Annotated in this window: 19 protein-coding genes and 1 pseudogene; 14 read left to right on the top strand and 6 right to left on the bottom strand. The window is 66.4% G+C overall.

Features of this window, described 5'->3' with window-relative positions:
• Nucleotides 1-127 precede the first annotated feature (127 nt).
• From miaB to O8I58_RS17170, 10 genes are all read left to right on the top strand, one after another.
• On the top strand, nt 128-1600 hold the full coding sequence (miaB, locus tag O8I58_RS17215; RefSeq protein WP_298318819.1) for a tRNA (N6-isopentenyl adenosine(37)-C2)-methylthiotransferase MiaB: 1473 nt from the start codon (nt 128-130) through the stop codon (nt 1598-1600).
• Nucleotides 1597-2415: a shikimate 5-dehydrogenase gene (locus O8I58_RS17210; protein ID WP_298318817.1), complete on the top strand. Its 819-nt coding sequence runs from the start codon at nt 1597-1599 to the stop codon at nt 2413-2415. The genes miaB and O8I58_RS17210 overlap by 4 nt, the downstream gene beginning before the upstream one ends.
• Nucleotides 2416-2466: 51 nt before the next feature.
• Nucleotides 2467-3447, top strand: a complete 981-nt coding sequence (locus O8I58_RS17205) for a PhoH family protein (RefSeq protein WP_298318814.1) — start codon at nt 2467-2469, stop codon at nt 3445-3447.
• Nucleotides 3448-3963, top strand: a complete 516-nt coding sequence (locus O8I58_RS17200) for a hypothetical protein (protein WP_298318812.1) — start codon at nt 3448-3450, stop codon at nt 3961-3963.
• Nucleotides 3964-3997: 34 nt separating this feature from the next.
• Nucleotides 3998-4492, top strand: coding sequence for an rRNA maturation RNase YbeY (gene ybeY / locus O8I58_RS17195; RefSeq protein WP_298318810.1), 495 nt, complete (start codon nt 3998-4000; stop codon nt 4490-4492).
• A complete protein-coding gene (locus O8I58_RS17190; protein ID WP_298318807.1) occupies nt 4489-5112 on the top strand; it encodes a hypothetical protein in 624 nt (207 codons plus the stop codon). The genes ybeY and O8I58_RS17190 overlap by 4 nt, the downstream gene beginning before the upstream one ends.
• Before the next feature lie 79 nt (nt 5113-5191).
• Nucleotides 5192-6055, top strand: a complete 864-nt coding sequence (locus tag O8I58_RS17185) for a CorC family transporter (protein ID WP_298318805.1) — start codon at nt 5192-5194, stop codon at nt 6053-6055.
• Nucleotides 6055-7245 carry a lipoprotein N-acyltransferase Lnb domain-containing protein gene (locus tag O8I58_RS17180; protein WP_298318803.1) on the top strand — a complete coding sequence of 397 codons (1191 nt, stop codon included), beginning with the start codon at nt 6055-6057 and terminating at the stop codon, nt 7243-7245. Before O8I58_RS17185 ends, O8I58_RS17180 begins: the two co-directional genes overlap by 1 nt.
• Nucleotides 7246-7291: 46 nt before the next feature.
• Entirely contained in the window at nt 7292-9316 is a 2025-nt protein-coding gene (locus tag O8I58_RS17175) for a glycoside hydrolase family 97 protein (RefSeq protein WP_298318801.1), read from the top strand.
• A 152-nt stretch (nt 9317-9468) separates the two neighbouring features.
• Nucleotides 9469-10404, top strand: a complete 936-nt coding sequence (locus O8I58_RS17170) for a peptidylprolyl isomerase (protein WP_298318799.1) — start codon at nt 9469-9471, stop codon at nt 10402-10404.
• A gap of 53 nt (nt 10405-10457) precedes the next feature.
• Here the strand turns inward: O8I58_RS17170 and O8I58_RS17165 are convergent, their stop codons facing one another.
• Nucleotides 10458-11363, bottom strand: coding sequence for a DMT family transporter (locus O8I58_RS17165; RefSeq protein WP_298318796.1), 906 nt, complete (start codon nt 11361-11363; stop codon nt 10458-10460).
• Between the two features lie 181 nt (nt 11364-11544).
• Between O8I58_RS17165 and O8I58_RS17160 the strand changes: the two genes are divergently transcribed.
• On the top strand, nt 11545-12483 hold the full coding sequence (locus tag O8I58_RS17160; RefSeq protein WP_298318794.1) for a LysR substrate-binding domain-containing protein: 939 nt from the start codon (nt 11545-11547) through the stop codon (nt 12481-12483).
• An 8-nt stretch (nt 12484-12491) separates the two neighbouring features.
• Here O8I58_RS17160 and O8I58_RS17155 read toward each other — a convergent pair whose 3' ends face one another.
• Complete coding sequence (locus O8I58_RS17155; protein ID WP_298318791.1) at nt 12492-12839, bottom strand: GFA family protein; 348 nt, start codon at nt 12837-12839, stop codon at nt 12492-12494.
• Between the two features lie 113 nt (nt 12840-12952).
• On the opposite strand from O8I58_RS17155, the gene O8I58_RS17150 reads away from it, so the two are divergent.
• The gene (locus O8I58_RS17150) at nt 12953-14767 is read left to right on the top strand and encodes a DUF885 domain-containing protein (RefSeq protein ID WP_298318788.1); all 1815 of its coding nucleotides are present in this window, start codon (nt 12953-12955) and stop codon (nt 14765-14767) included.
• Between the two features lie 145 nt (nt 14768-14912).
• Here O8I58_RS17150 and O8I58_RS17145 read toward each other — a convergent pair whose 3' ends face one another.
• The 3 genes from O8I58_RS17145 to O8I58_RS17135 form a co-directional block, all read right to left on the bottom strand.
• Complete coding sequence (locus O8I58_RS17145) at nt 14913-16760, bottom strand: ABC transporter ATP-binding protein (RefSeq protein ID WP_298318786.1); 1848 nt, start codon at nt 16758-16760, stop codon at nt 14913-14915.
• 141 nt (nt 16761-16901) lie between these two features.
• On the bottom strand, nt 16902-17393 hold the full coding sequence (gene rraA / locus O8I58_RS17140; RefSeq protein WP_298318784.1) for a ribonuclease E activity regulator RraA: 492 nt from the start codon (nt 17391-17393) through the stop codon (nt 16902-16904).
• Nucleotides 17394-17413: 20 nt separating this feature from the next.
• Nucleotides 17414-18451 carry a lipid A deacylase LpxR family protein gene (locus O8I58_RS17135; RefSeq protein WP_298318782.1) on the bottom strand — a complete coding sequence of 346 codons (1038 nt, stop codon included), beginning with the start codon at nt 18449-18451 and terminating at the stop codon, nt 17414-17416.
• Nucleotides 18452-18612: 161 nt separating this feature from the next.
• Between O8I58_RS17135 and O8I58_RS17130 the strand changes: the two genes are divergently transcribed.
• Together O8I58_RS17130 and O8I58_RS17125 are read left to right on the top strand one after the other, a co-directional pair.
• Nucleotides 18613-19437, top strand: a complete 825-nt coding sequence (locus tag O8I58_RS17130) for a DUF72 domain-containing protein (RefSeq protein WP_298318780.1) — start codon at nt 18613-18615, stop codon at nt 19435-19437.
• A gap of 100 nt (nt 19438-19537) precedes the next feature.
• Nucleotides 19538-20483, top strand: a pseudogene (locus O8I58_RS17125) (DMT family transporter).
• Nucleotides 20484-20561: 78 nt separating this feature from the next.
• Here the strand turns inward: O8I58_RS17125 and O8I58_RS17120 are convergent.
• On the bottom strand, nt 20562-21308 hold the full coding sequence (locus O8I58_RS17120) for a pseudouridine synthase (RefSeq protein ID WP_298318778.1): 747 nt from the start codon (nt 21306-21308) through the stop codon (nt 20562-20564).
• Between the last annotated feature and the right edge of the window lie 106 nt (nt 21309-21414).

The following is a 21414-nucleotide window of genomic DNA, read 5'->3' as shown; positions in this document are numbered from 1 at the left end:
GATGAAAGGAAAGCCCCCGGATGCGGCCTGCGGCCTTATCCGGGCTACGCATTGACCGCCAGGACGCAGCTGCGCCCGGAGCCGGTAAACTAGCTGGCTTCCCCGCCACCCGCCTGGATTAATCGCCATGCCCGGGACGCCAGACGTCACCACCACGCCCGCCCAGGGCGACACCGCTGTTGTTGTGCCCCTGCCCTTCGCCGCCAAGCCGCCGGCCGAGGTTCGCGGAATGCCCGGCGAAGGCTCGCCTCCGCGCGGCAAGCTTTATATCAAGACCCACGGTTGCCAGATGAATGAGTACGACTCGGCCAAGATGGCCGACGTGCTCGCCGCCGCCGAAGGCCTGGAGCTGACCGACAACCCCGAAGAAGCCGACGTGGTGCTGGTCAACACCTGCTCCATCCGCGAAAAGGCACAGGAAAAGGTCTTCAGCCAGCTCGGCCGCTGGAAGGCGCTCAAGGCCGGCGGCAAGCCGGTGATCATCGGCGTCGGTGGCTGCGTGGCCTCGCAGGAAGGCGAAGCCATCGTCAAGCGCGCGCCGTATGTGGACCTGGTGTTTGGCCCGCAGACCTTGCATCGCTTGCCCGAACTGATCCGCGCACGGCGCGAATCGGGCAAGTCGCAGGTCGACATCAGCTTCCCGGAAATCGAGAAATTCGACCGCCTGCCCGAGCCGCGCGCCGAAGGCCCGAGCGCGTTCGTGTCGATCATGGAAGGCTGCAGCAAGTACTGCAGTTTCTGCGTGGTGCCCTATACCCGCGGCACCGAGGTCAGCCGTCCGTTCGAGGACGTGCTGGTGGAAGTGGCGCAACTGGCCGCGCAGGGCGTGCGCGAGATCAACCTGCTTGGCCAGAACGTCAATGCGTATCGCGGCCCGTACGGTGAAGAGGGCGAACTCGCCGACCTGGGAATGCTGATCCGCACGATCGCGCAGATCGAAGGCGTCGGCCGGATCCGCTTCACCACCTCGCATCCGCTGGAGTTCTCCGATTCGCTGGTGGATGCGTATCGCGACGTGCCGCAGCTGGCCAACTACCTGCACCTGCCGGTGCAGGCCGGCAGCGATCGCATCCTCAGCGCGATGAAGCGTGGCTACACCGCACTGGAATTCAAGTCGAAGATCCGCAAGCTGCGCGCGGTGCGACCGGATATTTCGATCAGCTCGGACTTCATCGTCGGCTTTCCCGGCGAAACCGATGCGGACTTCGACAAGACCATGAAGCTGATCGAAGACGTGGGCTTCGACCAGAGCTTCTCCTTCATCTACTCGCGCCGCCCCGGCACGCCGGCCGCGGACCTGTCCGATGACACGCCCGACGCAACCAAGCACGCACGGCTGGAACGCCTGCAGGGGCATATCAATGCGTATTCGCAGGACATCTCCCAGCGCATGATCGGCAGCGTGCAGACCGTGCTGGTCGAAGGCCCATCACGCAAGGACCCCAACGAACTGACCGGCAAGACCGAGAACATGCGCTCGGTGAACTTCGCCGCGCCCAAGCGCCTGATCGGCCAGTTCGTCGAAGTCGTCATCACCGAAGCTTTCAGCAACTCGTTGCGTGGCCGCGTGGCCACCGACGCAGACAAGGCACACGCATGACCCTGCGCATCAACCGTGATACCCGCCTGTGCATGTCCCTGTCGGCACGCCCGAGCAATTTCGGCACCCGCTTCCATAACTATCTCTACGAAGCGCTGGACCTGGACTACATCTACAAGGCCTTCAGCACCACGAACCTGGAAGGCGCCATCGCCGGCATCCGCGCGTTGAACATCCGCGGCTGCGCGGTGTCGATGCCGTTCAAGGAGGCCTGCATCCCGATGCTCGATGGCCTGGAACCGTCCGCATCCGCGATTGACTCGGTCAACACCATCGTCAACACCGATGGCGTGCTGCGCGGTTACAACACCGACTACAGCGCCGTGGCCAGCCTGATCGCCGACAGCGGCCTGCCGACCGACACGCCTGTCGCCCTGCGCGGCAGCGGCGGCATGGCCAAGGCTACTGCATGCGCGTTGCGTGACGCCGGCTTCGCCAACGGCCACCTCATCGCCCGCAATGCGGCCGCCGGCCAGCAGCTGGCACGCACCACGCGCTGGGCGTGGTCGGCGGACATGGAGAACGTGCAGGCGCGCCTGCTGGTCAACGTCACCCCGGTCGGCATGGAAGGCGGACCGGAAGCACAGTCGCTGGCCTTCACCGAAGCGGAAGTCGCCGCCGCCGACCTGGTCTTCGACGTCGTCGCCCTGCCGGTGGAAACCCCGCTGATCCAGCTCGCCCGCACGCTGGGCAAGCCGGTCATCACCGGCGGCCAGGTGGCGGTGCTGCAGGCGGTCGATCAGTTCGTCCTGTACACCGGCGTGCGCCCCGAGCCCGCGTTGATCGAGCGCGCGGCCAGGCACGCACTGGGCTGAGCCTGTTCCATCACCACGCGGCATCCGGCCGCGCGCATCACGGTTTCCGTCATGACCCATACCCGACACGACTTCACCCTGGACCCCTACGACACCGAGCAGCTGGCCAACCTGGCCGGACCGTTCGACGCGCACCTGCGCCAGGTCGAACTGAAGCTGGGCGTGGAGATCTCCAACCGCGGCAACGTGTTCCGCATCGACGGGCCGGCCCGCGCGGCAGCGGCGACCGAGCAGCTGCTACGCACGCTCTACGATGAAGCCGCGACCGAGGTGTTCGACGCCGACGCGATCCATCTGCGCTTGAACGAAGCCCACCTGGAACACCTGGTCGACAGCGGCTACGCACCGCAGGACGTGGCGATCAAGGTCAAGCGCGGCACCGTGCGCGGGCGCGGCGCCAACCAGTCCGCCTACCTGCATGCCATCGCCACGCACGACATCAATTTCGGCATCGGCCCGGCCGGCACCGGCAAGACCTTCCTGGCCGTGGCCATGGCGGTCGAGGCGCTGAACGAAGCCCGCGTGCAGCGCCTGATCCTGGTGCGTCCGGCGGTGGAAGCCGGCGAGAAACTCGGCTTCCTGCCCGGCGACCTGAGCCAGAAGGTCGATCCCTACCTGCGCCCGCTGTACGACGCGTTGTACGAAATGCTGGGCGTGGAGAAAGTCGCCAAGCTGCTGGAAAAGAACGTCATCGAGATCGCGCCACTGGCCTACATGCGCGGGCGCACGCTCAACGATGCCTTCGTGATCCTGGACGAGGCGCAGAACACCACCGTCGAACAGATGAAGATGTTCCTGACCCGGATCGGCTTCGGCGCCACCGCCGTGGTCACCGGCGACATGAGCCAGACCGACCTGCCCAAGCACATCCGCTCGGGCCTGAAGGATGCAGTGGAAGTCCTGCGCGGCGTGGACGGGATTTCCTTCAGCTTTTTCGGCGCGCGCGACGTGGTCCGCCATCCGCTGGTGGCGCGCATCGTGCGGGCTTACGATGCGCGCGAGGCCGGGACGACACAGAGCGAGACCGAGTGAATGAAGGTTTGCCGCATCCCGGCACTGCTCTTCTGGTGCGTGGCGCCATGGGCTGTTGCGGCACAAGCTGGCGAGATCCCCTCGCAGGAACGCACCGTCAAGATCGCCCAGTTCGTCGAACCTCCTTGCCTCTCCATTCGCACCCCGCATGAGGCCATCATCCACCTGCAGCGCGCGCCGCTGGAGGATGCGGCCACTGCCACGCCGGACCAGGCATCGCGCTTGAGCCGGACGCGCGCGCAGACCTTGCTGGCCAGCATGAAAGATGCCCAACCCGACGCGCGGGGATGCATGAGCGTGGCGCTGACCGATTTGCCGCAAGATAGCCGCTATCTGCTCGGCGACATGATCGAAGAAGGCCGCGCCGCCATCTCCATTTCCGCCAGCGCTGGACTTGCCGCATCCGTCGTGGTCAAGGACCTCAATCCACGTTGTGCTGCCGGGCCGATGGGCGCACGCACCTACCGGCTGGATAATGAGCGACCACTCCTGATGCTGATCACGTGCGTGACATGAGCAGCACCAGGAAAGCCACATTGAGAGACTCGTCATGACCCAAGGTCCCGTTCATCTGCAAGTCGCGGTCAGCTACGCGCTACCGCGCACCGGCCTGCCCGCCGCGGTGTCTTTCCGCAAATGGGTGGCAGCGGCGCTGAAAGGCCGCATCCGCGAAGCCGACCTGGCCATCCGCGTGGTCGATGCCAAGGAAGGCCGCGCACTCAACCGCCACTACCGCGGCAAGGATTACGCGACCAACGTGCTGTCCTTCCCCGGCGAACTCGACCCGGACATCAAATTGCCCAAGGGCGTGACCATGCCGCTGCTGGGCGACCTGGTGATCTGCGCGCCGGTCGTCGCGCGCGAAGCCAAGGACCAGGACAAAGTGCTGGCCGCGCACTATGCGCACCTGACCGTGCACGGCACCCTGCACCTGCTGGGCTGGGACCACGAAGACGATAAGGAGGCCGAGGCGATGGAACAGCTGGAGCGCGAGATCCTGGCCGAACTCGGCATCGACGATCCCTACGCCGCGGAACAGGCATGAAGGCACCGCTGCGCACCGTCCTGCTGCTCGCGCTGTCCTGCAGCGCATTCGCTGAAGCCGCACAGACATCTGCGGCCGCCGCAAAGCCCACCGAAGCTGCACCGATCGCACCGCCGGACCTGGCCGCGCTGATCGAATGCAAAAAGGAAGTCGCTGACTTCCTGGCCCTGGACCCGGCCGTGCGCGATCCGCTCAAGGCCGTGGCACTGGGCTGGAAGCCGCTGCCGCAGGTCAACCAGTTCATGACCGAATTCCAGCTACTCAAGCCGATCACCGTGTTCGGCCATGCCACCGACCACATCGCCTTTGCCGGCGACAGCATCATGGCGATCCTGGACCTGCCCGATCCGCGTCCGCTGGCCCACCAGCTCGACCTGGAAACCGGGCTGGATACGCCGCAGAAGGCGATCTTCGGCAAACAGCTGCGCGAGACCGAGCAGACCGACCCGGCCAGCGGCCAGACCCTGATCCAGGCCATCATCCTCAACGTGTCCAACGTCGCCAGCCACCCGGGCAAGACCCTGGCCGGCTGCAGCTACAACCTGGACACCGAAGGCCCGGATCCTGCCCCGGAAACGGCAGCCCCGGCGCTACAGGTGAAGGCCGCCCCCGCCCCCTGAGGCCGGCCACGGGACGGGTAAAAACGTTCTGCTAGACTGCCCCTCACGCCCGCATCTGCCGGGTGCCTTCACCCCCGAAATGTCAGAAGACGACAGTACAACCGCGTCCGAACTCCCCGAAAAACGACGCGGCTGGTTGGAGCGCCTGAGCCAGGCGTTCTCCGGCGAACCCGAATCCCGCGAAGACCTGACCGCGCTGCTGCGCGATGCCCAGCACAACGGCGTGCTGGCGCCGGACACCCTGAAGATGATGGAAGGCGCCATGTCGGTCGCCGAACTCACCGTCGGCGATGTCATGGTCTCGCGCTCGCAGATGGTCTCGCTGGCGCTGGAAACACCGTTCCTGGAGCTGATGCACCAGGTGGTCGAATCCGGCCACTCGCGCTTCCCGGTGCATGGCGAGAACAAGGACGAGATCCTGGGCATCCTGCTGGCCAAGGACCTGTTGCGCGGCGTGGTCGCCGACAACGGCCCGGGCACGGTGCGCGAGCTGCTGCGCCCGGCGGTGCTGATCCCCGAATCGAAGAAGCTCAACGTCCTGCTCAAGGAATTCCGCCTGTCGCGCAACCATATGGCGCTGGTGGTGGACGAATACGGCGGCGTGGCCGGCCTGGTCACCATCGAGGACGTGCTGGAACAGATCGTCGGCGACATCGACGACGAACACGATGACGCTGAAGACGAGGCCTCGCTGATCGCCGCGCAGGCCGATGGCCAGTACGTGGTCGACGCGCTGACCCCGATCGAGGACTTCAACGAGCGCTTCGGCGCCGATTTCCCCGATGACGACTACGACACCGTCGGCGGCCTGGTGACCGATGCCATCGGCCACCTGCCCGAGACGGGCGAGGAACTCACCCTGGGCCGCTTCGCCTTCCGCGTGGCACGCGCCGACGGGCGTCGCGTGCACGCCTTCCACGTCAGCATCCTCTCCGACAGCTGATGCGCCTGCTGACCCGCCTGCTCCCGCGCATCGCCTGCGCGGCCCTGTTGTCGCTGCTGGCCTGCGTGGCCAGCGCCGCGCCGCGCATCGGCGTGATGACGATGCAGCCGGGCGAGGTGTTCTTCGAACGCTTTGGCCATGACGCGCTGGTGGTGGCCGACCCGGACACGGGCCAGGCCACCTCGTACAACTTCGGTTTCTTCGATCCCGATGAGCCGGGTTTCCTCGGCCGTTTCATCGACGGCAAGATGATGTATTACCTGGTCGCGCTGCCACTGCAGCAGGACCTGGAAAGCTATCGCGAGGAAGGCCGCGGCGTGTCGCTGCAGTGGCTGGACCTGACCCCGCAGCAGGCCCAGGCGCTGGCCGATTCACTGGCCTGGCGCGCGCAGCCCGAACACGCGCGCTATCCCTACGACTACTTCACCAGCAACTGCGCCACCCAGGTGCGCGATGCCATCAACGCCGCGCTCGGTGGCACGTTGAAGCAGCAGCTGGCCGGCCGTTCGCGCGGCAACACCTATCGCAGCGAATCGGTGCGCCTGGCTTCGCCGGCGTGGTGGATGTGGATCAGTTTCGACCTGGGCTTCGGGCCGTACGCCGATCAACAGCTCTCGCGCTGGGAAGAGTCCTTCGTGCCGATGCGCCTGGCCGATGCGCTGGCGCAGGTGAAGAACACGCAGGGCCGTCCGCTGGTGCAGCAGACCGATCAACTGCTGCCGCACCGCATCGCACCGGAGCCGCCGGATGCCGCGCGCCCCTGGTGGCCGTGGCTGCTCGCTGGCGTGGCGATCGCGTGTGCACTGGTCGCGCTGGGCAAACGTCATCCGCGTGGCGTAGCCGCGTTCGCACTGCCGTTCTGGCTGCTGTGCACGCTGGCCGGCGCGCTGATGCTGTTCATCTGGTTCGGCAGCGGGCATATCGCTGGATGGGCCAACCGCAACCTGCTGCTGCTCAACCCACTGTGCGTGCTGCTGTTGTGGCCCGCCGTGCAGCTGCTGCGTGGCAAGCCGGTTTCGCGCATGACGCGCTGGTTACTGCGCATCGTGGCGGTGATCGCACTGCTCGGCTGGATCCTGCACTGGTTCCCGTTCAACGTGCAGGCCAACGTGGCGTGGGTGGCGTTGCTGCTGCCGGTCCATTTGGCGATTGCATACGTATTCACCCGGCAACGCGGCTTGTCGCACTGAAACAACCGGGTGAGCATGCCGGTCCACTCCCGTGGGACCACCCGACATGCTGCGTCTGTTCCTTCCTGCACTCGTCCTGATCTGCGCCCCGTTCGCGGCACTGGCCGCGCCTGTCCACGTCGACTCGCCCGGCAAGGTGTTGTCGGTGGACGTCGAGACCGATCCCGACGGCCGGCCCAGCTACCAGGTCCTGCGCAACGGCAAGCCGGTGATCGCGCCCTCGCGACTGGGCTTCATCCTGGCGGACGCGCCCAAGTTCGAACGCAACCTGGTGCTGGGCAAGCCGGTCACGCGCAGCTTCGATGAAACCTGGGAACAGCCCTGGGGCGAACGTCGCAGCATCCGCAATCACTACAACGAACTGCGCGTCACCCTGACCGAGAAAATCGCGCCCAAGCGCAGCTTCGACGTGGTGTTCCGCGTGTACGACGACGGCGTGGGCTTCCGCTATGAATTCCCCGACCAGCCGCAGCTGAAAGAAGTCAGGATCAGCGAGGAACTCACCGAGTTCAACATCGCCGATGAAGCCACCGCGTGGTGGAACGACGGCTTCGGCTGGAACCGCGAGGAATACCTGTACCACCGCACGCCCATCGAGGAAGTCGGCATCGCGCAGACGCCGATCACGCTGCGCACGCAGGCGGGCCTGCACCTGTCCATCCACGAGGCAGCACTGGTGGACTACGCGGGCATGAACCTGGTCCGCACCGAAGGCCGCCAGCTCAGGGCCGCACTGACGCCGGGCAGCGGCGGCTTCGCCAAGGTCGAGCGCACCGCGCCGTTCAACACGCCCTGGCGCACCCTGCAGGTGGGCGAACGCGCCGGCGACCTGGTCGAATCCAGCCTGATCCTCAACCTCAACGAACCCAACAAGCTCGGTGACGTGTCGTGGTTCAAGCCGATGAAATACGTCGGCGTGTGGTGGGAAATGCACCTGGACAAGAAGACCTGGGCCTCCGGCCCCAAGCACGGCGCCACCACCGAAAACGTCATGCGCCACATCGATTTCGCCGCCGCGCACCACCTCGGTGGCGTGCTGGTGGAAGGCTGGAACATCGGTTGGGACGGCGATTGGTTCGGCAACGGCCAGGACTTCGATTTCAGCAAGCCCTACCCCGACTACGACCTGGTCAAGCTGGCCGCGTATGCCAAGTCCAAGGGCATCCACCTGATCGGCCACAACGAGACCTCGGCCAACGCGGCGCACTACGAAAGCCAGATGGAAGACGCGTTCACGCTGTACCAGAAGCTGGGCATCGACGCGATCAAGACCGGCTACGTCTCCGATGCCGGCCAGGCCCGGGTGACCGGCCGCGATGGCAAGGTCCACTACGCCTGGCATGAAGGCCAGGACATGGTGAACCATTTCCAGCGCGTGGTGGATGCCGCCGCCAGGCACCACATCGCCGTCGACGCGCATGAGCCGGTCAAGGACACCGGCCTGCGCCGCACTTACCCGAACTTCGTCTCGCGCGAAGGCGCGCGTGGCATGGAATACAACGCCTGGGGCAACCCGGGCAATCCGCCGGAACACGAGGTCAACCTGGTCTTCACCCGCCTGCTGGCCGGGCCGATGGATTTCACCCCGGGCATCTTCAAGATGCAGACCAAGCCCGGCTCGCACGTCTCCACCACGCTGGCCAAGCAGCTGGCGCTGTACGTGACGATCTACAGCCCGATCCAGATGGCGGCCGACCTGCTGGACAACTACGAAGCCAATCCCGCGCCGTTCCAGTTCATTGAAGACGTGGCGGTGGACTGGGAGGAAACGCGCGTGCTCAACGGCGAGGTCGGCGACTACGTGACCATCGCGCGCAAGCAGCGCGGCGCGGAAGACTGGTTCCTGGGATCGATCACCAACGCGCAGCCGCGCACGCTGCAGACCAAGCTCGACTTCCTCACCCCCGGCAAGCGCTACACCGCGCAGATCTATCGCGACGCGCCGGATGCGGACTGGGCGAAGAATCCGGAAGCCATCGTGATCGAGGAACGCGAGGTCAGTTCCACCGACACGTTGACGCTGAAGCTGGCGCCGGGTGGTGGGCAGGCGATCCGTTTCAAGGCGCTGTAAGCCACGCGCGACGCGCGCCCGTAACCCGGGTAAGTGCAGTCACATAGCCAGGGTAAGCGAAAGCGCACCCAGGCTACGGAGCGACGGTGGCTGGCGCACGTGGAGGCGCCCGGTCAGAATCGGGCGCTTCCCTTCCTGATCACGAGTCGCCCATGCCTGCCCCTGCCCGACTGACCGCCGCGCTGCTCATCGCACTCCTGCCTGCGCTGGTGGCAACAGCGGCCGATCCGGTCAAGCAGCCCTACCGCAGCGGCCAGCAGATCCTCGACGCCTCGCCCGCCAGCGACTGGCGCACGCTGGACCCGGCCCGCACGCTGTACATGGAACTGCCGGCCGGGCGCGTGGTAATCGAACTGGCCCCGCAGTTCGCACCCGAGCATGTGGCCAACATCAGCACTTTCGCCCACGAGCATTTCTGGGACGGCACCAGCATCTACCGTTCGCAGGACAATTTCGTGGTGCAGTTCGGCGATGCCGATGGCGAAGACCCGGCCAAGGCCAAGTCGCTGGGCACCGCGAAAACGCATCTGCCGGCCGAATTCCACCGCAGTGCCAAGGGCCTGGATTTCCAGAAGTTTCCCGACAGCGATGGTTGGGCCAAGGAAATCGGCTTCGTCGACGGGTTCCCGGCTGCGCGCGACAGCGCCAACGGCAAGGCCTGGCTGGCGCATTGCTACGGCACCCTGGGCGCGGGCCGCAACAACGCCGACGACAGCAGCATCGGCGCCGAACTCTACGTCACCATCGGTCAGTCGCCGCGCCAGCTGGACGACAACATCACCGTGGTCGGCCGCGTGGTCAAAGGCATGGAGCTGTTGAGCGTGATCCCGCGCGGCCCCGACCCGATGGGCTTCTACGAAGACGCCACGCTGCGCACGCCGATCAAATCGATCCGCCTGGCCAGCGACGTGCCAGCCGCCGAACGCACCCCATTGGAGCTGCTGCGCACCGACAGCCAGACGTTCCGTGACGTGGCCGAAGCCAAGCGCAACCGCGTGGATGATTTCTACAAGCGTCCGGCCGGGCATATCGACCTGTGCAACGTGCCGCTACCGGTGCGCACGCCGAAGACCGTCGCAGGGCACTGATCCTTCAAGCGTGATCCGCGCTGGCCACGCAGCCCGACGCGTGGCCAGCCGTTTCAGCGGCGCCGGAACACGCCCTGGCTGACCGCCACGCTGCCCAGGATCAGCAACGCAGCCAGCAACATCGTCCAGGTCAGCGGTTCGCCAAGAATCGCCCAGGCCAGCAGCGCGCCAAACACCGGGATCAGATAGGTCACCGTGGACGCACGCGCTGGGCCGATCCGCTGGATCAGGCGGTAGTACAGCAGGTAGGCCAATCCGGTGCAGACCACGCCCAACGCCGCCGCACATGCCCAGGCATTCGCGGGGACCGGCGCAACCGGCCAATGGGTGATCGCCAACGGCGACAGCAGGATCGCCGCACAGCCCAGGGTTGCTGCGGCCGAGCTCGCCGGCGGCAGGTCGGACATGTGACGTTTGACCAGGTTGTAGCCAATCCCATACAGCAACGAGGCGCTCGTCCCAGCCAGCGCCGACGGCCCCACGCTCAACCCGGCCGACTTGCCGGCCGCCAGCACCAGCACGCCGACAAAGCCGACCAGCAGCGCCGTCGCCCGGCGCGCACCGATCTTTTCACCGAAGAACAGGAATGCGATCAGCGCCGTGAACAACACGGTCATGGCATTGGTGATGGCACCGATGGCGGCCGGTGCATGGGCAGCGCCCCAGGCGAACAACAGGAACGGCAGCGCCGAGTTGAGCACGCCAATCCCGGCCAGCAAGGGCCAGCGACGCAACGGGAACCGTGCCCGGTCGCGCCACAGGAACGGCAGCAGCACCAGCGCGCCCAGTGTCAGCCGAAGCTCGACCAGGGCGTAGGGGCCGAAGCTGGGGACTGCCACGCGCATGAACAGGAACGAGCAGCCCCACACCACCCCCAGGAATCCGAGTTCCAGCGGCGTGCGCCAGTCACGGGCGGCAGCGGGATCTGTGGGGGCAGCGGGGGAAAGCGTCTGGCTCATGGCGATGGAGGAGGGTGGCGGAATTCAGGGGTGGCACAAGCCAGACTGCTGGCTTGCTCGAGGAATCGGGGTGGCAACGCGCGCCGCGCGCCAAGCCCCCTGTGGCAAGGATCCGCAGCACGCCCCCTGTTCACAAGCGCGTAGTATCGATCCCTGACACAAATCTGGCTTGTGCCTTGCCATGCAACTGCGCTCGACCCTGCTGCCCTCGCTCGGCGTCTTTGCCGCTGCCGCCCGCCACCAGAACCTGGCCCACGCGGCCGAAGAACTGCACCTGACCGCCAGCGCGGTCAGCCACCATGTGCGCAAGCTGGAAAGCCTGCTGGGCGTGAGCCTGTTCCAGCGTCACGCGCGGGGCGTCACCCTCACCACCGAAGGCCGGCAGCTGGCCGATGCCGCCAGCGTGGCACTGGCCGATGTCGCAGCCGTCGCCGGCGCCCTGCACGCGCGCGGCGACGTGGTGCCGTTGCGCGTGACCACGCTGCATTCGCTGGCCTATTGCTGGCTGGTGCCGCGCTTGCCGCGCTTCTTCGCCGCCCACCCGCAGATCCGGGTCGAGTTCGACTCCAGCCCGACCCTGGCCCGCTTCGATGACAACGGCCCGGAGCTGGGCATCCGCTACGGCGCCGGGCATTGGCCGGGACTGATCTCGCATCACCTGATGGACGAAGAACTCTTCCCGGTCGCCTCGCCCGCCCTCCCCGGCCTGCAAGGCATCACCCGCCCGGAGCAAATCACCGGCCTGCCGATGCTCGCCGACCTTGGGCCGCAAGGCTGGCGCGACTGGTTCCGCGAAGCCGGCGTGCATGGCCCGCAACTGCCAACACCGCACGTGTTCAGCGACAGCACCGATGTGATGCGCGCGGCGGTGTACGGGCTGGGCGCCGCGCTGGCGCGCAAGCACATCGCCACGGCCTACCTGCAGCGCTACGAACTGGTCCGACTCCCCGGCCCGGCCATGCGTGCACGCCTTGCCTATTACGTCGTGCATGCAGCCCACCGCACGCTGTCGCCGGCCGGCCAGCTGTTCCTGGACTGGCTCAAGGACCAGGCCAAGGACGAACGCACGCCGATGCCCGCCGTACCGGACGAACTGCTGGGCCGCCCGCCGGCGGGGTGAGCCTTTGTCTATCTCGATGCGCCGTCGTGGGCAACGACCTTCAGCGCGGCCAGGTCCAGCGCCGGCACGCAACGCAGGTTGACCGCCACCGTTTCGGTGCCATCCGGGGCAATGCCTTCGCTGAAGGGCGCCACGCCACAGATGCCGCAGAAGTGATGCTGCAACCTGTGCGTGTTGAAGGTGTAGGTGCGCAGCGCGGCGGGATCGACCTGGAAACGCACCGCCGACTTCGGCGTAAACCACAACAGGACCCCACGGCGGCGACACAACGAACAGTTGCAGTCGAGGGCCTGGTCGATCTCACCTTCGAAGGTGAAGGCGAGCGCACCGCAGTGGCAGCTGGCGACGTGGGACATGGCGTGGCTCCGGCATGGCAGTGGCGCCGAGCATAGGCCAGCGATGGATTGGGTGGGCGCGCAGCGATGGCCTATGCTCGGCGGCCCTTGTCGCCACGTCCCGGATGCCTTCCATGCGCCACAGCCTGCTTGCCGCCGCCCTGCTCACTGCGTTGGCCGCCTGCCAACCCGCACAGGCGCCGTCCGACGCGAACACGGATGCTGCAGCAACGCCTGCCATGCGCGGCACCGCCAAGGCCGACGTGAAGTTTGCCGACCTGTCCAAGCGCGCGGTCGATGGCTGGATGCAGTTGTCGCCGGTGTGGGCCACCCAGATCGGCGACCATCAGTACGACGCCGAACTTGATGATCTGTCCGCCGCAGGCCGCCAGAAGGCGCTGACGTTCAACCAGACCCAGCTGGCCGAACTGGACACCCTCGACGTGCATGGCCTGTCGCGCGAGAACCAGGTCGACGCCGCGATCCTGCGCAACCAGCTGCAGAGCAGCATCTGGAACGAGCAGACGCTGCAGTCGTGGGCCTGGGACCCGCAGACCTACAACGACCTGGCCGGCGGCGCGCTGTACGGGCTGATGGCCCGCGAATTCGCGCCGCTGCCACAGCGCCTGCAGTCGGCCATCGCGCGCATGGAAAAGATCCCCGCGCTGTACGCGCAGGAGCGCGCCAACATCGACGTGGCCCGCGTGCCGCTGATCCACGCGCAGACAGTCTCCAAGCAGAACAAGGGCGTGCTGGACGTCGTCGCCCAGTTCATCACGCCGCACGCCAAGGCGCTGTCCGCCGCCGACCAGCAGCGCCTGGCCGCTGCGACCGAAGGCCTAAAAAAAGCCGTGGACGAGCAGCAGGCATGGATCGACGGCACGCTGGTGCCGGGCGCCAAGGGAGACTTCCGCATCGGTGCTGAGAAGTACGACCAGAAGCTGAAGTTCTCGCTGGTCTCGGCGCTGTCGCGCCAGGAGATCCGCCAGCGCGCCGAAGCCGAAATCAAGCGCGTGCGCACCGAGATGTACGGCATCGCGCGCACCGTGTTGAAGGACAAGCCCGGCGCGCCAGCATTGCCGGAAATCCCCAGCGACGACCAGCAGCAGGCCGGCATCGAAGCGGCGCTGGAGCTGACCTACGCCGACAGGCCGGCCCGCGACAAGGTGGTGGACACCGCCAAGGCCGCGCTCGCCGAATCGACCGCATTCGTGAAAGCCAAGGATCTGGTCACCCTGCCCGACTCGCCGGTCAAGATCATCCTGATGCCGGAGTTCCAGCAAGGCGTGGCCGTGGCCTACTGCGATTCCCCTGGTCCGCTCGACAAAGGCCTGGACACCTTCTACGCGGTCTCGCCGATCCCCAAGGACTGGAACCCCCAGCAGGTCGATTCGTTCCTGCGTGAATACAACAACCGCATGATCAAGCTGCTCTCCATCCACGAGGGCACGCCAGGCCATTACCTGGAAGGCTGGCATTCGGCCAAGTTCCCCTCGACGCTGCGCGCGGTGCTGCGCTCTGGCCTGTTTGCCGAAGGCTGGGCGGTCTACACCGAGCACATGATGACCGAGCAGGGGTATCAGGCCGATGATCCGCTGTACAAGCTCACCCAGCTCAAGTTCTACCTGCGCACCATCTCCAACGCGATCCTGGACCAGGGCGTGCACGTGGATGGCTGGAGCCATGAACAGGCCATGCACCTGATGGTCCACGACGCCTTCCAGCAGGAAAGCGAAGCCAAAGGCAAATGGGTGCGCGTGCAGCTGACCAGCGCGCAGCTGCCGACCTACTTCGTCGGCGTGCAGGAGCAGCTCGATACCCGCAAGGCGGTGGAAGCCAAGCTCGGCGAGAAATTCAACCTCAAGGCCTACCACGACCAGCTGCTGTCCTACGGTGCACCGCCGGTGCGCTTCGCGCGGGAGCTGATGCTGGACCAGCCGATCGAGTGATGGCGAGCAATGCAACCCGCGCAAGGACGCGCGCGGCGCCGGGTGTCACCCCAGCGGTGGCATTGTCCCCAGCCGAGCAAGCTCGGCGCTACACGGTCGCGCGCGCCCGAAGCGCTCCATGCAAGCCAGCGTCGTGAACAGCCTCTTACGGCAGTGGCGATGCATCAGCGGCGACGAAGCCGCCGGTCTGGCGCTGCCACAGCCGCGCGTAAAGCCCGTCGCGCGCGACCAGTTCCGCGTGCGTGCCGGTCTCGACGATCCGGCCGGCGTCCATGACCACCAGCCGGTCCATCCGGGCGATGGTCGAAAGCCGGTGCGCGATGGCGATGACGGTCTTGCCCTGCATCAGCGTGTCCAGGCTGTCCTGGATGGCCGCTTCCACTTCCGAATCCAGCGCCGAAGTCGCTTCGTCCAGCAGCAGGATCGGCGCGTCCTTCAGCAGCACCCGGGCGATGGCGATGCGTTGGCGCTGGCCGCCGGACAGCTTGACCCCGCGCTCGCCCACATGGGCCTCCAGGCCCGTGCGGCCATCGCTGTCGACCAGCGTGTCGATGAATCCGCCGGCCCGCGCCTGGGCGATGGCCGCCGCGATCTGCGCCATGTCTGCGTCCGGGCGTCCGTAGCGCAGGTTGTCCAGGATCGAACGGTGCAGCAATGAGGTGTCCTGGGTCACCACGCCGATCTGCGCGCGCAAGCTGTCCTGGGTAACCCCGGCGATGTCCTGGCCATCAACCAGGATCCGCCCGGCCTCCAGGTCGTACAGGCGCAGCAGCACGTTGACCAGGGTGGACTTGCCGGCGCCCGATGGCCCGACCAGGCCGATCTTCTCGCCTGGCTGCACGACCAGGTCCAGGCCGGAGATCACCCCGCCGCGCTTGCCGTAATGGAAATGGATGTCCTCGAAGCGCACTTCGCCGCGGCTGACCAGCAGCGGCTTCGCGTCGGCCCGGTCGGTCACCGTATGCGGATGGGCCACGGTCTCCATGCCGTCCTGCACGGTACCGATGTCCTCGAACAGGCCATTGACCACCCACATGATCCAGCCCGACATGTTCTCGATGCGGATCACCAGTCCGGTCGACAGCGCGATGGCGCCCACTGTGATCGAACCGCGCTGCCACAGCCACAGACCCAGCCCGGCGGTAAAGGCGATCATCAGCCCGTTGAGCACGGCGATGGTCACATCCATCGCGGTGGTCAGCCGGGTCATGCGCTGGACCTTTTCCAGATTCTCGCGCACCGCCTCGGCGACGTAATCGTCCTCGCGCCGGGCATGCGGGAACAGCTTGAGCGTGGCGATGTTGGTGTAGCCATCGACCACCCGCCCCATCAGCCGCGACTTGGATTCGGACGCGCGCCAGGAGCGTTCCTTGACCCGTGGCACGAAGATCACCAGGGTCACGATGTAAGCCAGCAACCAGGTGATCAGCGGCAGCATCAGTCGCCAATCGGCTTGTGCAAACAGCACCAACGCGCTTCCGGTATAGACCGCCACGTACCACAGCGCATCGACGATCTGCACCGCCGATTCACGCAATGAAGCGCCGGTCTGCATGATCCGGTTGGCGATGCGCCCGGCGTAGTCGTTCTGGAAGAACGCCAGGCTCTGCCGCACCACGTGCCGATGCTGCTGCCAGCGGATGCGCGCGGTCAACGCCGGGGTCACGCCCTGGTGCATCAGCAGGTCGCCCAGCGCCATCAGCAACGGACGCAGCACGATCGCCACTGCCGCCATCCCGAGCAATTGCAGGCCATGGCGCTGGAAGAATCCGGCTGCATCCTCGGCCTTGGCCAGGTCGACCAGCTTGCCCAGGAAATCGAACAGCGCCACTTCCACCAATGCCACGGCGAACCCCACCGCAAACATCGCCGCCAGCACCCAACGCCCCCGGCGCAGGTAATGGGCGTAGAAACGCGCCAGCCCCGTCGGCGGCGTGCCCGCGTCTGGCCGGTCGAACACATCGATCAGGGTTTCGAACCAGCGGAAGATCATCGGGATACAGCGTGCACCGGGAACGCGCAGTATCTCATCGCGTTGTCGGTGTCATGTCCGTGGGAGCCCTTCGGCGGCGATGGGACTTGCCTCGGTGCGGCCTGATCGCCATCGAGGCGAACCCACGCCGGCTGCCGGCTTTCAGGCCGGCAGCGTGAGTTCGACCTCGGCCACGATCACGCCATTGGCGTCGGCGTACAGCCAGTGCCCCGGCACGAACGACACCCCGCCGAAGCGCACCGGAATGTCCACCTCGCCCAGCCCGCGCTTGTCGGTCTTCCTGGGCGTGGCGCCCAGCGCCTTGACGCCCAGCGGCAGATTGGCGATCACTTCCACATCGCGCACGCCGCCGTTGATCACGATCCCGGACCAGCCATTGGCGACGGCTTTCTCGGCCAGCATGTCGCCCAGCAGCGCATGCCGCAGCGAACCGCCACCATCGACCACCAGCACCTTGCCGGTGCCTTCGCTCTCGACCTGCTCGCGCACGCGCGAGTTGTCTTCCCTGCAGCGGATGGTGACGATCTGGCCGGCAAAGGCGTGCTTGCCACCGAAATCGCGGAACAGCGGTTCCACGACATTGGCTTCCGGATAGGCGTCACACAGGTCCGGGGTGGTCCACTTGGTCTGCATGGCGCGGATCTCCTGAGCGGTCACAGGGCGCGGCTGATGGTGAAGCTGCCGAAGATCGGCGGCTCGTCCTGGCCATCGAACTCGCGGGTCGAATAGTAACGGGCCATCGCGAACTTCCAGCGGCCCTTCATCAGCGCCACGCCGACACCCACATAGGCCACCACATTGCGCTTGTCCACGCTGTGGCTGTCCTTCCAGGTGTTGCCGTCCAGGGTGATGTCGCGGCCAACCCAACGGACGTCGGAGGTGATGAACCCATGGAAGCGGAACACGCCGCCGGCACGGGTCTCGCTGCTGGGCGCGGTGTTCTCACCGGCCGGACGCAGCGGCGTGCTGCCGAAATCGTCGGGCAGGTAGCGACCAAAACGCATCTCGGCACCACCGTTGACGAAGGTCTGGTAGTTGCCGACCGCACCGCCGTAATGGGTGATCGCATCCCAGGTCCACTTGCCCTCGCCCCAGGCGAACCGGTTCATGCGCTCGTGCTGCAGCATGATCACAGGCTCGTCGCGCAGCTGGTTCTTCCAGCCCTCGAATTTCTCATCACCCAACACCTTGTGCACGGCGTTCTGCACTTCCTCGCCACGCGCCGAAGGACCGACCCAGCCCAGTTTCAACTGGGTCGTGCGCAGAGTGTTGCCCTTGCGCGCGTTGTAGCCAAAGCCCATCAGCAGCGCCGCGGCGTAGGGACGATCATCCTGGATCACGTCGCTGCGGGTGAAATCCTCGGGGGTAAAGAGCGACTGGTTCAGCGTGAACACCATGTTCTGCTGGTCGAAGCCTTCCGGTTGGATCCAGCGCAGGTAGCGATTGACCAGGCGCGCCATGCGCGGCAGGCACGGATCGTCGGTGTAGTCCTTCAGATTCGGCGACACCAGCGTGAGCTGCACGCCATTGGTATAGCCCTGGTCCTGCTGGGCCCCGCCGAACAGGTCGTTGTCGACGCGGAAATTCACCGTTGGCGGCAGGGCGGTCCGCGTCGGGCATGTTTCGGTTTCGGCTGCTTGCGCGCTGCCGCACGCTGCGGCTGCCAGGAACAGCCATCCTGCTTTGGACATGGGGTTTCCCAGGGGGTGATGGTTCAGGGGAATCATGAACGCGCGAGTATTGAAATTCGCGTGAAGACAATCTTGTCGGCGTGTCGCACGGACTGCGATCCGGCGCCCGTATCCTGAGGCTCTTCCTGATTGGCAGGGCCTCAAGGCCCGAATCGAACCGCATGGACAACAGTCTGTTTCCCGAATCGGCAACGCCCGATGGCATCCGCGTCGGCATCGGTGGCTGGGTCTATGCGCCCTGGCGCAACAATTTCTATCCGGCCGGGCTGGTCCAGCGCCTGGAACTGGAATACGCCAGCCGCCACCTCGCTGCCATCGAAATCAATGGCACCTACTACGGGACCCAGCAGCCAGCGACCTATGCCAAGTGGCGCGACGCCACGCCCGATGGCTTCGTGTTCTCGGCCAAGGCACCCAAGCGCATCACCCAATCGCGCAGGCTGGCCGGCACGCGCACGCAGGTGGAGGACTTCATCAGCGGCATCGCCGAGCTGGGTGACAAGCTGGGCCCGCTGGTGTGGCAGTTCGAAGCCGGGCGCAGCATCGACGGCGAAGACTTCGCCGCCTTCCTCGAGCTGCTGCCGAAGAAAGCCGGAACGCGCGCACTACGACATGTGCTGGACGTGCGCGACCCGGCCTTCATCACCCCGGACTTCCTGGCGCTGGCACGTCGGCATGGCATGGGCACGGTGTTCTCGGTCTCGGACGAATACCCCTCGTTCGCCGACATCACCAGCGACTTCGTCTATGCCCGCCTGATGGGCAGCCGCAGCAGCGAGCCCGCCGGGTATCCCGATGCCGAACTCGATGCCTGGGCCCGCCGCGCCCGGGCCTGGCGGGCCGGCGATGATCCAGATGCGCTGCCACACATCGGCGCGACGCCTGCACCGAAACAGCCGCGCGAGGTGTTCGTGTTCTTCATCTCCGCCGCCAAGGAACGCAATCCGGCCGCGGCAATGGCGCTGCTTCGCCGCTTGCAGGGCTGATCCACCAGCGGCCTGGAACAAGGACTGATCCTTTTCCCGCTCCCGACGGGAGCGGGGCTCATGGGACCGCGCTCCTGGTCCATCCAGCGATAATGTGCCGATGCCATCGCCCGTTCCGCTCAAAGCCCACCTGCAGGTCCATCTCTGCGTCCTGCTGTGGGGCTTCACCGCGGTCCTGGGCAAGCTGATCACCCTGCCCGCGCTGCCGCTGGTGTGGTGGCGGATGCTGCTGGTGGTGCTGGCCCTGGCGATGCTGCCGACGGTGTGGCGTGGCCTGCACCGGATGCCTGCACGCCGGCGCTGGGCGTATGCGGGCATCGGCGCGTTGGTGGCGCTGCACTGGCTGACTTTCTACGGTGCCATCAAGCTGGCCAATGCATCCGTGGCCGCCACCTGCATCGCGCTGGCGCCGGTGTTCACCGCAGTGATGGAACCCTGGATTGCGCGACGGCCGTTCGACCTGCGCGAGCTGCTGTTCGGCCTGGCAACCCTGCCCGGCGTGGCACTGGTAGTCGGTGGCGTGCCGCATGCGATGCGTGCGGGTGTTGCCATCGGCGCGCTGTCGGCGCTGCTGGTGGCGGTGTTCGGCTCGCTCAACAAACGCATGGTCGAAGGCGGCGAACCGCTGACCGTGACCGCGCTGGAACTCGGCGCCGGCACCCTGCTACTGACCGGTCTGGCACCGCTGCTGGCGCTGGTGCCAGGCTTCGGCGGCGCGCTGCTGGTCGTGCCCAGCACTGCATGACGCCATCCTGTTGCTGGTGCTGTCACTGGCCTGCACCTTGCTGCCCTTCGCGATGGCGCTGGCGGCGCTGCGCCATGTCAGCGCCTACGGCATGCAGCTGGCGACCAACCTGGAGCCGGTCTACGCCATCGTGCTGGCCATCGCGCTGCTGGGCGAACAACGCGAACTCAGTCCGCGGTTCTACATCGGCGTGGCGATTATCCTGCTGGCGGTGTTCGCCCATCCGCTGTTCTCGCGGAAGCGGCCGGTCGTCCACCCGGAGCTGCTGGCGACCTCCGAAGCCAAGGGCATGGCGGACTAAACCGAGCCATTTCCGTAGGAGCGCCCCATGGGCGCGAGGGCTTTACCGCGAATGCCCCTTCGCGGGCACGGCCCGCTCCTACCAGCGCTGCATGTCCGGCAGCAGGCCGCGCAGCTCGGCGTCGGTCAGGTTGCGCCAGCGACCGGACTTCAGTGGTCCCAGCTTGATGTTGTCGATCCGCACCCGGCGCAGCTGGGTGACGCGATAGCCGAACGCAGCCGACATCAAGCGGATCTGCCGGTTCAGCCCCTGGGTCAGGGTGATGCGGAAACCGAACTTGGCCAGGCGCGAGGTGCGGCACGGCAGCGTCATCTGGTCGTGGATGCGCACGCCCTTGGCCATGGCGCGCAGGAATTCGTCGGTGACCGGCTTGTTCACTTCCACCAGGTATTCCTTCTCGTGGCGGTTTTCCGCGCGCAGGATCTGGTTGACGATATCGCCATTGCTGGTCAGCAGGATCAGGCCTTCGGACTCCTTGTCCAGGCGACCGATCGGGAAGATGCGCTGTTCGTGGCCGATGAATTCGATGATGTTGCCGCTGACCGTGCTCTCGGTCGTGCAGGTCACCCCGACCGGCTTGTTGAGCACGATGTACACGTGGCGGCGGCCACTGGTCTTGACCGTGGCGCGGGCGCGCAGAGGCTGGCCATCGACCAGGACCACATCGCCCTCGCCGACCACCGCGCCGGTGCCGGCGGCATGGCCGTTGACGGTGACGCGGCGCTCGCCGATCAGGCGGTCGGCCTCGCGGCGCGAACAATAGCCGGTCTCGGCGATGTGCTTGTTGAGGCGGGTGGCGCTCGAAGCGTTGTCACTGTCGGTCATGGGGACATTATCGGGCAGCGGCGCGGTGCGCGCCTTGTCGGTGGGGAAAAGCCCCGGCCAGGAACGTGCCGGCCAGGAAAAGGACAGGCCCGCATGCGCGGGCCTG

Origin of the sequence: Pseudoxanthomonas sp. (assembly GCF_027498035.1) — a bacterium.
GTDB lineage: Bacteria > Pseudomonadota > Gammaproteobacteria > Xanthomonadales > Xanthomonadaceae > Pseudoxanthomonas_A.
Note: the sequence above shows the minus strand (reverse complement) of the source record. Positions and strands in the feature narration are given on the sequence as shown.